This window comes from Dickeya undicola (assembly GCF_000784735.1).
GTDB classification, from domain to species: Bacteria; Pseudomonadota; Gammaproteobacteria; order Enterobacterales; family Enterobacteriaceae; genus Dickeya; species Dickeya undicola.
The window spans coordinates 229,724-243,310 of the sequence record NZ_JSYG01000009.1 but is presented as its reverse complement, the minus strand read 5'-3'; the positions used below and the strand labels follow the sequence as shown (position 1 = coordinate 243,310).

Genomic DNA, 13,587 nt, shown 5'->3' with positions numbered 1-13,587 from the left:
GTCATCATCAGTCAGCGCATTACGCCAGATCTTCGTTGTACTGCGGCACCGGCTGCCTGAAACTGCGCGTGACAAACGCCAGATATAGCAGGCCAATCGCGGCCCACACTAGCCCCAGCGTCATTGAGGTGCTTTCCAGATTCAGCCACAGCGCCCCAACAGTCAACGCGCCCATGACCGGCAAAATCAGATAGTTCACGGTGTCTTTCAACGTCTTGTTACGGCGCTCACGAATGTAGAACTGAGAAATCACCGACAAATTGACGAAGGTGAAAGCGACCAGCGCCCCGAAGTTGATCAATGCCGTCGCAGTCACCAGATCGAACGAGATGGCAGACAGCGCGATAACACCGACCAGCAGTACGTTCAGCGCCGGAGTCCGCCAGCGCGGATGGACATAGCCGAAGAAGCGCTCAGGGAAGACACCGTCCCGCCCCATGACATACATCAGGCGAGATACGCCAGCATGTGCGGCCATGCCAGACGCTAGCACAGTGACACAGGAGAAAATCAGAATACCAAACTGGAAGGTCTTACCCGCCACGTACAGCATGATTTCAGGCTGGGAGGCATCCGGATGTTGAAAGCGTGAAATATCCGGGAAGTAGAGCTGTAGGAAGTAGGACACCAGCACGAAAATTACACCACCCAGCAACGCCGTCAGAAAAATCGCTTTCGGAATCACCCGGCCTGCGTCTTTAGTTTCTTCAGACAGCGAACTAATGCCGTCAAAGCCGAGGAACGAAAAGCACAGGATCGTTGCGCCAGTGATCATCGGCACCACATGGGCATTATCAGACCAGAACGGACGGCTGCTGGTCAGCGTACCGGCACCTTCGCCATGCGCCACGCCATAAATGACCATGCCGGTGATAGCCACCATCACGGCGACCTGCAGCACAACGATTAGGCTATTGAAGTTGGCAACGGTTTTGATGCCGCGCAGGTTGGACAGCGTCATGAAACCAACCAGCAGCACCACAAAGATCCACGACGGAATACCTGGGATCAACGTTTCAAAATAGATTTTCGCCAGCAGGATGTTGATCATCGGCATGAACAGATAATCCAACAACGACGACCATCCCACCATGAAGCCGACTGTTGGGCTAATCGCTTTCTGGGCATAGGTATAAGCTGAGCCAGCGGACGGGAAGCGACGCACCAGCTTACCGTAGCTAAGCGCGGTAAACAGAATGGCAATCAGTGCAAACGCGTATGCGGTAGCAACGTGACCATCGGTCAGACCGGAAACGATACCGAAGGTATCAAACAGCGTCATCGGCTGCATGTAGGCCAGGCCCATCATCACGACAGGAACCAGGGTCAATGTTTTACGCAGTTGTACGCGCGGCGTGGAAACAGTGGAATCAGTCATGACGCAGACCTCCTTTACCGACAGCGACCCTACCAGCACCACTCACCATCCATGCTCCTGCAATGAATGACGAAGACGTCGTGCGGCGGTGTTTCAGGTATCCAGAACGTCCACAAGCGAACGGGCGAGCGGTGTCGCCGTAGCCAAGGTGAGCAGCCGATACGCCACCCGAGATCAGGTACGCCAACATGGCGCCCTTGTCGCACCAGCCGGCGGGCACCGGCTCCAAAACCACTGATTGCCCCATTATGTCTCTCTATTAACTCTGCGCAGCCTGTAGCGTGCGTTTTACCGATATCTGTCCGGCACCATCAATAGCGCCAGCCTCTTATAAGAAATACAAAAAAATAACCGACGCGATAGGTATGCGTCGGTTTTTCAGGGCGCGTATTCTGCCCTAGGTGACAAGCAGAGACAAGACCTATGAAGCCAGTCGTGTATTGCTTGTACGGTTAACGCGGTCGCCAGTACGGATCAAACGACTTAGCGAAGCCGTTTACGCTTTTCGTTTTGATCCAGTTCCAGTTCGGTGATCACCTGCTGTAATCCTCGTTCCTGCGCCGCACTTAGCGTTGAAAACTTGAAGCTTAGGCGCTCGATCTGCTTCACCTCGCCTTTACTGTCAACAACCTTGGTAGTGGCATGATTAACAAAATGCAGGTCCAGGCAGAATTGTCCGTAGCTGGCGAGATCCACATCAATGTTTTTCAGAAGCATACCCGGCTCAAACAGCTCGGCTACGGTTTTATCGTCGGTATACATGGACAGGCCACCCAGCGACAAATCCTTCAGGTTAAATTCGAAATGGGTGTTGTCCGGCAGCTCTCCCCGACAGCACATCGGTGGCCAGGCCGGTGAATTAATGCGGAAAAAATTACGACGCTGGATATAGTACAGCACGTCGGGAACGGCTGCGCAGAAAGCAGGAAGACCGTCATGTTCGACCGTTCTGATGATCGTGGAGCGAAATTCGACCTTGGCACCAGCCGTTTCTGCCGCAAACTCAAGTTCACCGGCAAACAGTGCCCGACTGTTTTCACGCTCCAGCGCGCCGAGGTCAAACAGGAATTCCTCTTCGTCCGAATCAACCTCAAGGATCTTGCTGATGAACTGACCGTGCGTGTGATACACCATTACTGTGGTGTCTTGCTTTTGCAGTCCGCGTAATGTGGCGCAAATAGCCATTTTATTGCGCCTGGCGTACTGCTCTTTCATATTGTTATCCACTACATCCATCCCCACCGTCAATTGAATGGTCAATGCGTCATTCAGTGTCCCAGAACCCCCAGGATACAGCATGGCATTAATATCGACACTCATGCCATCAACTTTAGGGTTTTTATCCGTTCATTCGCTTATCACTGTGCGCATGGAACCACTGGCACACAGCAAAGCCCCGCAAGCGCGAGGCGAAAACGGACGAAAAGAATGGGGGGACTGTTTGCCAATAATAGACGAGGTTCAGTCGAGAGGATAGTGAGAAAGCAGCCAGGTCAACGCCAGCAGATCGGCACTACCACCGGGGCTGATATTGCGCTCAACTAACGCCTGATTCATGTCCTGCAGCCCCTGGCGAGTGACACCGCCGGACAATAATGCCCGCGCATTCGACTGAACGAACGCCAGCCCTTCTATTCCACCACGGGAAACGACATTGGTATCCGGGTTATGGGCCATTAAGACCACTAGCGTCTGCAGCAAGGCAGATTCATCGTCCTGCCCCTGTGCGCGAGCGCGCAGGTAAGCGGGCAGCGCATACTGACGAACGGTAGCAAAACCACTGGCAGCTTCGCCACGGGCACCGGTCAAGCCGTGACGCCGAAATAGATGTTCTCCCGCCGTAGCCGCGTGCTGGCTTTTCTCCAGCTCATTGCGCACTAAATCGGCACTCATCTGCGCCACACTGTGACATAAACTATTCTGCGTTAACCGTTGCCGACGCCCCGCCAGCCAGCCTGCCGCACTGCATAGTAATCCAAAGGCGAAGATGCCACCTTTGTGCGTATTCACGCCACCCGTCGCAGCCAGCATCGCCTGCTCGGCGGCGATGCCGATAGGCCGCACCTGTGGCAGAAGTTGGGTTATCGGCAAGGTGCTATGCGCTATGCCCGCTTCGGTAAAACGTGAAAACCAGGGAGCCAACGCCGCGATACTGGCCTGAAACAACGGCACATCCATATCGCGATGAGCGCCATTGTTGTCTCGATCCACCAGACCGGGTTTTGGTGTCAGCATCACCTCAATAGTCAGGGCAGCAGCCACCTGCTGGTGAATTGTCGGTATCGCCACCAGCGCACCGGTGGCATCAGGAAATAGCGTTGTCAGTAGCGGTGAGGAAACACTCGACTCAGTGTGCGTTAAACCAGGCATGGAGGATACTCTCGATTTTTTCAATCACGTCCGGTAACGCATGGCGGCGCGAACGCGCGCAGACATGCGCTGATTCATCACAGAGTATACATTGGCGACGATCGTGCGCCAGTAGTGTTCGACTGATAGAACCTTCCTGCGGACAAAACACGTCAAAATCCCACAGCCGTCCCAGCGGGTGCTGATCTTCCAGCGCAATAGCCGCCGCCTTAACGCTCAATGCATCCTTGGTGATGACCCAGAATGCCTCTGCACCGGTATCCAACCAATGCACTTGCTGCTCTAGCGCTTCCCAACCGCGAGCCAGGCACAGGTCATTGAACGACGTTACCGCTTCCACCATCGCACGGCGATATAGCGGCGAGTCTTTAACCGGCCCCGGCGTCACCAGCGTTAACGACACCAGTGTAGACTGGTGTCGCGCCAGCAATTGCTGCTGGCGAGCACAGCGGCGATCCTTCGCCGCTAACAGGCTTTCCAGTGAGACAGCGACCGTTGAATCTATCGCAATATCGCTCACTCGTTGTCCTCTTTAACCTGACGTACCACGTCAATCACACTGCCATCACGGTAGCGAATCACCCCGACGATGCGATCGTGGAATTCAATGGCTTTAGGTTCGCCCACCAGTTGAATCGCACGTTGATACAGTTCTTCAATCGACATCACGCTCAGACCGGCTTTGACCAGGCGTTCCGCCACATCCGGACGTGCCGGGTTAACAGCGATACCGTGGTCGGTCACCAATACGTCGATAGCACTGCCCGGCGTTACACAGGTCGTGACCTGACGTACTACCGTTGGAATACGGCTGCGAATCAACGGCGCAACGACGATGGTCAGGTTCGCCGCCGTCGCCACATCGCAATGACCGCCAGACGCGCCGCGCATCACGCCGTCGGAACCGGTGATCACGTTGACGTTAAACTGAGTATCGATCTCCAGTGCACTCAGAATCACCACGTCCAGTTGGTCGCAACAGGCAGCCTTGGAACTAGGGTTCGCGTAAACGTTGGTGGAGATTTCTACGTGATTGGGGTTCTTCGCCAGCGATGCCGCCGCATTGGCGTCGAAGCATTGGGTATCCAGCAGTTTTTCAATCAACCCTTTTTCATGCAGGTCGACGATGCTGCCGGTGATGCCGCCAAGTGCGAAGCTCGCCACCACGCCCTGTTTCTGCATACGATCTTCCAGAAAACGGGTACAGGCGGTAGAGGCTGCGCCGGAACCGGTCTGGATCGAAAAGCCCGGTTTAAAATAGCCGGAGTGCTCGATCACATCCGCAGCGCTGCGGGCAATCAGCAGTTCACGCGGGTTACTGGTGACGCGAGCTGCACCTACGCTGATTTTCGCCGGATCACCTACTTCATCCACCGGCACCACAAAGTCCACCTGATCCTGCACCAGGCTGGCAGGCATATTAGGGAACGGCACCAGGCTTTCGGTCAGCAGCACCACTTTACCTGCGTACTGGGCATCGACCATCGCGTAGCCGAGCGAACCGCAGCGGGATTTACCCGACGTGCCGTTGGCGTTGCCGAATTCGTCGCTGCTCGGCACCCCGAGGAAAGCAACGTCAATCTTCAGCTCGCCGCTCTGCAACAGATGTACGCGGCCGCCGTGAGAGTGAATCTGAACCGGCTCTTTCATCAGGCCGTGAGAGATGGCATCCGCCAGCTTGCCGCGCATACCGGAGGTATAGATGCGGGTAATCACGCCATTGCGGATATGCTCGATCAGCGGTGCGTTGCAGGTCATCAACGAACTGGAAGCCAGCGTCAGGTTTTTAAAACCCAGACGGGCCAGGGTATCCACCACGTGGTTAATCACCTTGTCCCCTTCACGGAACGCATGGTGGAACGAAATCGTCATGCCGTCCTGCAACCCGCTTTTGCGAATGGCTTCTTCCAGATCGGCGCACAATTTACGCTGGTGTTTTTCGGTAACGTCATTCAGCCAGGGGGTACTGTGGTTGGCATTGACGAACGGTTGCAGATGGCTTTTTTCTGGATATTGCTTCTGCAGTGCTTCAATAAAGTTACTCATGATCCAATCCTGTCATTGCGAAGGCCCGCTAGCGCGACATCACGCCGCCAGCTGGCCAGTGCGGAAACTATTACAAACCAGACTCCATCCGGTTACCGGCCTGCCTTTATTTGCGCACGCCGGAGGCCAGTGCACGTTCCACCACTCGGCGGGCGTGGTCGATAATCGGGCCGTCGATCATTTTTCCGTTCAGCGAAATCACCCCCAGACCAGCACGTTCACCGTCTTCCGCCGCCTTGATGACCAGATGAGCGTAGTCCACTTCATCCTGAGTCGGCGCGTAAGCGTTGTGCAGCAGTTCGATCTGGCGCGGGTTGATCAGCGACTTGCCGTTAAAGCCCAGTTTGCGGATCAGATCCACTTCTTTCAGGAACCCTTCTTCGTCGTTGACGTTGGAGTACACCACGTCAAAGGCGTCGATACCGGCAGCACGAGCGGCATGTAGCACCGCACAACGGGCATAGAACAACTCGGTGCCATCACCGCGTTCGGTTTGCATATCCATCACGTAGTCAAACGCCGCCAGCGCGATGCCGATCATGCGTTCAGAAGAGCGGGCGATAGATACGGCGTTGATCACGCCGACGGCAGACTCAATCGCCGCCATGATGCGAGTCGAGCCGACTTCACGGCCGCACTCTTTTTCGATGCGCGCCAGATGGTGCTCCAGTTCAGCAACATCGTCGGTAGAGTCGGTTTTCGGCAAACGGATAACATCCGCACCACCGCGTACAGAGGCTTCCAGATCTTTAAGGCCGAACGGCGTATTGAGCTGATTGATGCGCACTACAGTTTCGATGTCCTGATACATCGGGTGCTGCAATGCATGGTGGACCAGCAGGCGTGCGGTATCTTTCTCACGCAGGGAAACGGCATCCTCCAGGTCAAACATGATGGAGTCTGGTTTGTAGATGAAAGCATTAGACAACATGGCAGCATTCGCGCCTGGCAGGAACAACATACTACGGCGCAATTTTTTCGGCTGAGTGGTGCTCATCACAGTTTCTCCCAGTCAATCTGATCAACATCGGCGGCACGCAGCACGGCGCTCTGCACTCGGGCACGGATCACACAATCCAGCGCACCCTTGTCTTCAACCACAATGGTGCCGGACTCTACGCCCAGCGTGCTCAGGGTGTCGTTCACCACTTGCTTGATCTGTGCGCCAAACTGCTTGATGACTTCACTGTTTATCACCACGGTCAACTGGCCTTCCGCCGGTGCTACCTTGACCAGCAAGTCGCTGGATTCAAAGGTCCCCGCCAGGGCCTCCTTGATAATTTTCATGTTGTTTACCTGCTTAATACATTTAAAAACACGTTACGCACAGGCGAGTTCGCCATAGCGTTGTAAATGTGCAAACGTAGTCACCGGAACGATCTCTCGGATATGTTCAAACTGACGCAGCTTCAGTAACCGGCGCACTTCAGAGGCGGAAATCGCCAGGCCGGAGTGTTCGCGAGTGCGTTCAATTTCCACCACTTCCAGCGCCGGGGCGGCAACCTGCCCAGCCTGTTCCAGCCAGTGATGCATATCCTGGTTATAGCGGTGTGTTACCGGGCAGAAGGGTTCCGTACCGACAAAGCGTCGGGTAATGCCGAGCGCTGGTGCGATGTACTGGCGAAAGATGATCAGGTCCAGCGCCGCGTGGGCCTGAGTAATCAACTGCTCTTCTTTCAGGAAATAGCCCGGAAACGTCGCTTTGGAGATCATGTATTCCGACCCGGCGTGAACCGTCAGATTCGGGATGTGTGCTACCCCCTGACGTACCATGTCCAGCCGTTCAGTGAACGGGAAAAAAGACACATCTTCCCGCACCACGAAAATGTGCAGCCAGTCACAGGCGCGGGCAGCTTGCTCCGCCAGATAACAGTGCCCCAGTGTGAACGGGTTGGCGTTCATCACAATGGCGCCGATATCCCGACCCGGTTTGACCTGCGACGCCAGAGACTGACAATACTGTTTAATGCCGATAGGTGTGTTTTCCATCAGTACGGCCTTGTCGTCATAACAAGCCAGCGGGTAGAAACCACAGCCGCGGAAAACCGTGATATTGCAAGGGCGGGTGTAGAGAAACAGATGGAACTGACCACGTTCGGCGGCAAACTGTACCACCTCGTTCACCACTTTCACCCCCAGATTGAGGTCACGATAATCGGGATCTACCGCCACGCACTTGATGGTATTTGCACACAACCCGGCACAGGCAACCAGTTGGCCGTTATGCCTGCCCACCACAAAGAACTCGATATCCTTGTCCATGCCCAACTGGCACATCCCGAGAAATTGACTAACTTCAGCCACTTCACGGGGTTGGACTCGAACATCCAGCGTGGAAAACGTAAAACTCTCATCGGCGTACATAACGGTTATCCTGCTATTTGCTGTACCACATAACACATGGGGTCGACGCCTCCGGCGAACCGGAGGCGATACCGGTCAGTGCCCCACAGCGGCGGGTGCCGCTCGCTGGGCTTTCACCGGCTGGGCGACTTCACCAATGGTGTTTCGCAGGTGACCCACGTTTTCAATTTCCACTTCAATACTGTCGCCCGGCTTCATAAACAGCGGCGGAGTACGTTTCTTACCAACACCGCCCGGTGAACCGGTAATGATCACATCACCCGCGCTCAACGCGGTGAAGGTGCTGATGTACTCAATCAGGTCCGCCACTTTGTGAATCATGCTGGCGGTATTGTCGTCCTGCACCATGCGGCCGTTCAGGTAGGTACGAATAGCCAGAGCGTGCGGGTCCGGGATTTCATCACGGGTAGTGAGATAAGGCCCGAATGCACCGGTTTTCTGCCAGTTCTTACCGGCGGTAAACCAGCTGTGCTGCCAGTCACGAGCAGAGCCGTCCATGTAGCAGCTGTAACCGGCGACAAATGACAGCGCCTCATCACGGCTGATGTTCTGGCCGTCTTTACCGATGATCACGGCCAGCTCGCCTTCATAGTCGAACTCGCTGGAGTAGTGCGGCTTGAGCACCTGAGTGCCGTGGCCGGTCTGCGAGTCGGCGAAGCGCACAAACAGTGTCGGTGCCGGGTTCTGTTCGTTAAATTCCTTACGTTTGTCGGCGTAGTTCATGCCGACACACAGGATTTTGGACGGAGCCACAATCACCGGCAGGAAGGTCACGTCTGCTACGGCGACGTCCGGCGTCTCACTCTGGAAAGCCGCGGCTTCCTGGAGCGCATCGCCAGCCAGCAACGCTTTCAGGTCCGGATAGCGGTTGCCAAGTCGGCTTCCCAAATCAATCAGGCCCGCAGGCGTGTGGATGCCGTAGCTGTTTTTGCCGTGATGGCGGTAACTTGCAAGTTTCATAATCTTTCCCGTTTAAATAAGGCCGCGTGCTATCGCGGCGTTATTTGTTTTTGTCATACAACCGTCACACCAGGAACTTGCCAAGAACCAGCAAGGCCACGGAGACGTTGATTGCTCCACCGATACGAGTAGCAATCTGAGCGAACGGCATCAGCACCATGCGGTTACCAGCGGTGAGAATAGCCACATCACCAGTACCGCCCTGCCCGCTCTGGCAGCAGGAGATGATGGCAACATCAATCGGGTGCATACCGATTTTCTTGCCAACGAAGAAACCTGTGGTAACCAGTGCCACGACAGTGGACACGATGACGGCCAGGTTAGTGAGAGTAAACGCATGAACCAGCTCTTCCCACGGAGTGATAGCAACACCTACTGCGAAAAGAATTGGATAAGTTACTGATGTCTGGAAGAATTTATACACAACCTGGGAACCTTCCAGCAGACGCGGAGAGGCACCATTCAGCAATTTTACGATCACCGCGGCGAACAACATGCCAACCGGTGCAGGCAGACCAATCAGTTTGTGGCCCAGCATACCGATCATGTAGAGCAGGATAGCCAGCAGAGCACCCGCCGCCAGATTGGCCGGGTCCATTTTGCCGCTCAGTGCGCTGGTGAGTGTGGCCGGCGTCTGTTCGGTGCCGTTTGCCTTGTTCGGCATCAGGTCGCCTTCACCGGTCAGGTGCGGATAACGTTTACCCAGTTGATTCAGGACACCAGCAAGAACGATAGCCGTCAGGCTGCCCAGCATAACGATTGGCAGGATGCGGCCCAGTGCGACACCTTGTTCCATGTGCAGCAGCGTGGCGTAACCGATAGAGAGTGGAATCGCCCCTTCACCGACACCGCCCGCCATAATCGGCAGTACCAGGAAGAAGAAGATCTGGAACGGGTCCATACCCAGCGTAATGCCGACGCCCATACCGACAATCATGCCCACGATTTCACCACACAGCATGGGGAAGAAAATACGCAGGAAGCCTTGAATCAGCGTCTGCCGGTTCATGCTCATGATGCTACCGACGATAATGCAGCAGATATACAGATACAGAATGTTGGTAGATTTGTAGAACTTGGTAGTGGAGTCCACAACCACCTGCGGCAGCAGGCCGTAATACACCAGTGCGGACGGAATAAAGGTGGCGCAGATGGCCGCCGCACCCATTTTGCCGATAAGCGGCAAACGTTTACCGAACTCACCACAGGCAAAACCGAAGAACGCCAACGTGGCAACCATCACCACGATATCGCTGGGCAGTTTCCCTTCAAAGCAGTCCAGTGCAATCAATAGCCCGGCAAGGATAAACAGCGGCACTGGAATAACGCCAATTTTATAGTTATCCAGAACATGCCACCATTTTTCTTTTAATGAAACCTTCCCAGAGGCCTCATCTTTTACAACGATATAAGAATCATCAGTGGTACTCATAACCTTCTCCCCTTGTTATTTTCCCAGGCATGGTAAGAGGTCAACACCAATTATTATGTGACAATCTTCAAATTAAAAAATGAGTTTTAATGGCACTTATGGTTTTTATGGTTTTTATTAAATTTAATCTATAAATCAATAATATAAAAACACATGAGGCGGGAGTTATTTTTGCGGTTTTTATGGTTTTTATGGAACAAATGGCACCAATTTCGCCAATGGAATTATATGTTGAAAAAAAGTAATTAAAATGTCTTCTCTTCGTGATGCTTAATTTACGCTTTATTTAAAAACACAGAAATTAAAATACTTCTTTCACAATTTACGCGGAGCGCTTCACAAGACTATTTTTTATCCCCTTTCTTGTACGCCTTTCATGATAAATTAGCCATCTTCGTTTCTGTGGTTGACCGGTGATTAGCACATTATGACTGTCAGGCTACCGTTTCATCTCAAGCTGTTCATCTACCTGATGATCTTTTTTTCTCTGCTGCTTATCACCGCAGGGCTTTACTATTACCGGGCGGTAGACCTGCAGCTCTACGATGAGCTGGGTAGCCGGGCGCAGATTCAGGCGCGTGAAATCGCCATTATTCCCTCGTTGATTGAAGCAGTAAAACGCCGCGATACCGCCACCATTGATGACCTGGTCGACCAAATCAAAGCTCGCAGCGACGCCAGCTTTATTGTCATCGGTGATCGCAACGCTACCCACCTTTACCATTCGGTAGAGCCCTCGCTGCTCGGCACCGAAATGATCGGCGGCGATAACAAAGAAGTGCTGGAAGGTCAAAGCACCATCACGCTACGCCGTGGTGCCATCGGCATTTCGCTGCGCAGCAAAGCGCCGATCATGGAAGGCGACCAGGTTATCGGCATTGTCTCGGTGGGGTATCTGAAAAAGCGTATCGACAACCTGACACTCAGCAAAGTCGCCCATGTCGGCCTGGCGATCGTCGCCATGCTGGTTGCCCTGTTTTTTTTCTCCTGGTGGTTCTCCCGCAACCTGAAAAAGCAGATGTTCGGACTGGAACCGCTGGAAATCAGGCTGCTGGTCAGGCAGCAAAAGGCGCTACTGGAGTCCATTTATGAAGGCGTGATCGCCATCGACAAACAGCGCAACATCGCGGTGATCAATCATGCAGCAAAAGATTTGCTTGGATTGACGACGCCCTCATATCAGTTACGCGGCAAACCTATCGATGATGTCATTGCGCCGGTGCCGTTCTTCTCCAATAAAGATATCTGGTTCAACGATACTCATGACGAGATCTGCCGTTTCAACCAGATTACGGTCATTGCCAGCCGTGTACGCATTATGCTGGCAGACGAACTGCAAGGCTGGGTCATCAGCTTTCGCGACAAAAATGACCTCCACACCCTGAGTATGCAGCTCAGCCAGGTCAAACGCTACGCCAACAGCCTACGCATCCTGCGCCACGAACAGCTAAACTGGACCGCTACACTGGCCGGGCTGTTGCATTTACGCCGCTATGATGAAGCCATACGTTACATAGAGGCACAGTCCGAAGGCGCGCAGGTGGTGCTGGATTTCATCTCCAGCCGCTTTTGCTCCCCGGCGCTTTGCGGCCTGCTGCTGGGTAAATACGCCAGCGCCCGAGAAAAAGGCATCGAGCTGCACTTTGATCCACGCTGCCAGCTCAGTGGCATCCCTTCTTCCCTCAGTGAAACCGAGTTGATGTCAATTATTGGAAATTTAATCGATAATGCCGTCGAAGCCACGCTGGCTAGCACCCCGACTTATCATCCGGTCGAAGTGTATATCCACGATGGTGAGCAGGAACTGGTCATTGAAGTCGCCGATCAAGGTACAGGGATTGACCCCACCATTGCAGATCGGGTATTTGAAATGGGTGTCACCAGCAAACAGGAAGGCGATCACGGGTTGGGCCTGCATCTGGTTTCCAGCTATGTCAGCCAGGCACAGGGTGTGATCGAGGTTTCTGACAATTCGCCTCACGGCGCTATTTTTTCTATTTTCATTCCGAAAACCACCATATAACCAAAAACAGGGAATACGAGCACATGCCGATTGCGAGCACCATGCCGACTGAACGAACCATTGAAAACTTCGACGTATTGATCGTTGAAGATGAAAGAAAGCTGGCAAATATCCACGCAGAATTTATCGAAAAAAATTTCGCGCTGCGGGTGGTGGGCACGGCGTCAACCCTGAATGAAGCCAAACGTATGCTGCAACAATACAAACCCCGACTGATGCTGCTGGATAACTACCTGCCGGACGGCGAAGGTGTCCAGTTGATCGAAAGCGACCTGATGCGCAGCATCAACTGTTCAGTGATTTTTATTACTGCCGCTAGCGACATGAATACCTGCGCGCAAGCTATTCGGTGCGGGGCTTTTGATTACATCATCAAGCCGGTGTCTTATCCACGGTTACGCTCATCGCTGGAGCGTTTTATCCAGTTCGTCAAAACCCAGCATACCTACAAGGTCGTCGATCAGCAGAACGTGGACGTGCTTTACCAGTTGCAGGCGTCTACCGTACCTAACGGGCCGGGCAGCAAAGGCATCGAAGAAAATACCCTTAGCCTGATCAAGCAGATTTTTCAGGACGACCCGCAAGCGCTGTTCTCCGTGGATGAAGTGGTGGAGAAAACCGGATTAAGCAAAACTACCGCCCGGCGGTATCTGGAGTTTGGGCTTGAAAACCATTTTCTGGATGTAGAAATGCGCTACGGCAAAATTGGTCACCCTCGTCGGCTCTATCGCAAAAAGCACCTCGACTAACGCACCATTCATTGGCGTTTTTTCATTGGCGTTTTTTCATTGGCGTTTTCTCATTGACATGTTCCTGCTCGCCATACCGGCCGCTTCTTGCCAGTATGGCGTACTCTCGCCAGTCATCGCCCCTTCCAATAGCCATAGATTTCAGTCAACAGACCTAATTTGCTTAGGCGTTTCACCAGATAAACCGCTTCACATCACAAAACATCATCAAACCGTGTGAGCACAACTAAATCTCCATGCTGCCAACACCGATAACACATTGAGC

12 protein-coding genes are annotated in these 13,587 nt (G+C 53.6%); 2 read left to right on the top strand and 10 right to left on the bottom strand.

From position 1 onward, the window contains the following. Positions 1 to 19: 19 nt before the first annotated feature. From OB87_RS05505 to OB87_RS05460, 10 genes are all read right to left on the bottom strand, one after another. The gene (locus OB87_RS05505) at positions 20 to 1,378 is read right to left on the bottom strand and encodes an APC family permease (protein WP_033568422.1); all 1,359 of its coding nucleotides are present in this window, start codon (positions 1,376 to 1,378) and stop codon (positions 20 to 22) included. A gap of 483 nt (positions 1,379 to 1,861) precedes the next feature. Beyond that, positions 1,862 to 2,614: a flagellar brake protein gene (locus OB87_RS05500; RefSeq protein ID WP_033568477.1), complete on the bottom strand. Its 753-nt coding sequence runs from the start codon at positions 2,612 to 2,614 to the stop codon at positions 1,862 to 1,864. Positions 2,615 to 2,839: 225 nt separating this feature from the next. Beyond that, complete coding sequence (citG, locus tag OB87_RS05495) at positions 2,840 to 3,748, bottom strand: triphosphoribosyl-dephospho-CoA synthase CitG (RefSeq protein ID WP_033568421.1); 909 nt, start codon at positions 3,746 to 3,748, stop codon at positions 2,840 to 2,842. After that, positions 3,726 to 4,268 carry a citrate lyase holo-[acyl-carrier protein] synthase gene (gene citX, locus OB87_RS05490; RefSeq protein ID WP_200884272.1) on the bottom strand — a complete coding sequence of 181 codons (543 nt, stop codon included), beginning with the start codon at positions 4,266 to 4,268 and terminating at the stop codon, positions 3,726 to 3,728. The genes citG and citX overlap by 23 nt, the downstream gene beginning before the upstream one ends. After that, on the bottom strand, positions 4,265 to 5,794 hold the full coding sequence (gene citF / locus OB87_RS05485; RefSeq protein WP_033568420.1) for a citrate lyase subunit alpha: 1,530 nt from the start codon (positions 5,792 to 5,794) through the stop codon (positions 4,265 to 4,267). Before citF ends, citX begins: the two co-directional genes overlap by 4 nt. Before the next feature lie 106 nt (positions 5,795 to 5,900). Further along, positions 5,901 to 6,791, bottom strand: coding sequence for a citrate (pro-3S)-lyase subunit beta (gene citE / locus OB87_RS05480; protein WP_033568419.1), 891 nt, complete (start codon positions 6,789 to 6,791; stop codon positions 5,901 to 5,903). Further along, positions 6,791 to 7,081 carry a citrate lyase acyl carrier protein gene (gene citD / locus OB87_RS05475; RefSeq protein WP_033568418.1) on the bottom strand — a complete coding sequence of 97 codons (291 nt, stop codon included), beginning with the start codon at positions 7,079 to 7,081 and terminating at the stop codon, positions 6,791 to 6,793. Before citD ends, citE begins: the two co-directional genes overlap by 1 nt. Positions 7,082 to 7,114: 33 nt before the next feature. Next, positions 7,115 to 8,158 carry a [citrate (pro-3S)-lyase] ligase gene (gene citC / locus OB87_RS05470; RefSeq protein ID WP_033568417.1) on the bottom strand — a complete coding sequence of 348 codons (1,044 nt, stop codon included), beginning with the start codon at positions 8,156 to 8,158 and terminating at the stop codon, positions 7,115 to 7,117. Between the two features lie 75 nt (positions 8,159 to 8,233). Next, complete coding sequence (locus OB87_RS05465; RefSeq protein WP_033568416.1) at positions 8,234 to 9,118, bottom strand: fumarylacetoacetate hydrolase family protein; 885 nt, start codon at positions 9,116 to 9,118, stop codon at positions 8,234 to 8,236. A 64-nt stretch (positions 9,119 to 9,182) separates the two neighbouring features. Continuing rightward, a complete protein-coding gene (locus OB87_RS05460) occupies positions 9,183 to 10,550 on the bottom strand; it encodes a 2-hydroxycarboxylate transporter family protein (protein WP_033568415.1) in 1,368 nt (455 codons plus the stop codon). A gap of 427 nt (positions 10,551 to 10,977) precedes the next feature. Between OB87_RS05460 and OB87_RS05455 the strand changes: the two genes are divergently transcribed. Continuing rightward, positions 10,978 to 12,573: an ATP-binding protein gene (locus OB87_RS05455; protein ID WP_033568414.1), complete on the top strand. Its 1,596-nt coding sequence runs from the start codon at positions 10,978 to 10,980 to the stop codon at positions 12,571 to 12,573. Between the two features lie 23 nt (positions 12,574 to 12,596). Then, positions 12,597 to 13,322 carry a response regulator gene (locus OB87_RS05450; RefSeq protein ID WP_033568413.1) on the top strand — a complete coding sequence of 242 codons (726 nt, stop codon included), beginning with the start codon at positions 12,597 to 12,599 and terminating at the stop codon, positions 13,320 to 13,322. Positions 13,323 to 13,587 lie beyond the last annotated feature (265 nt).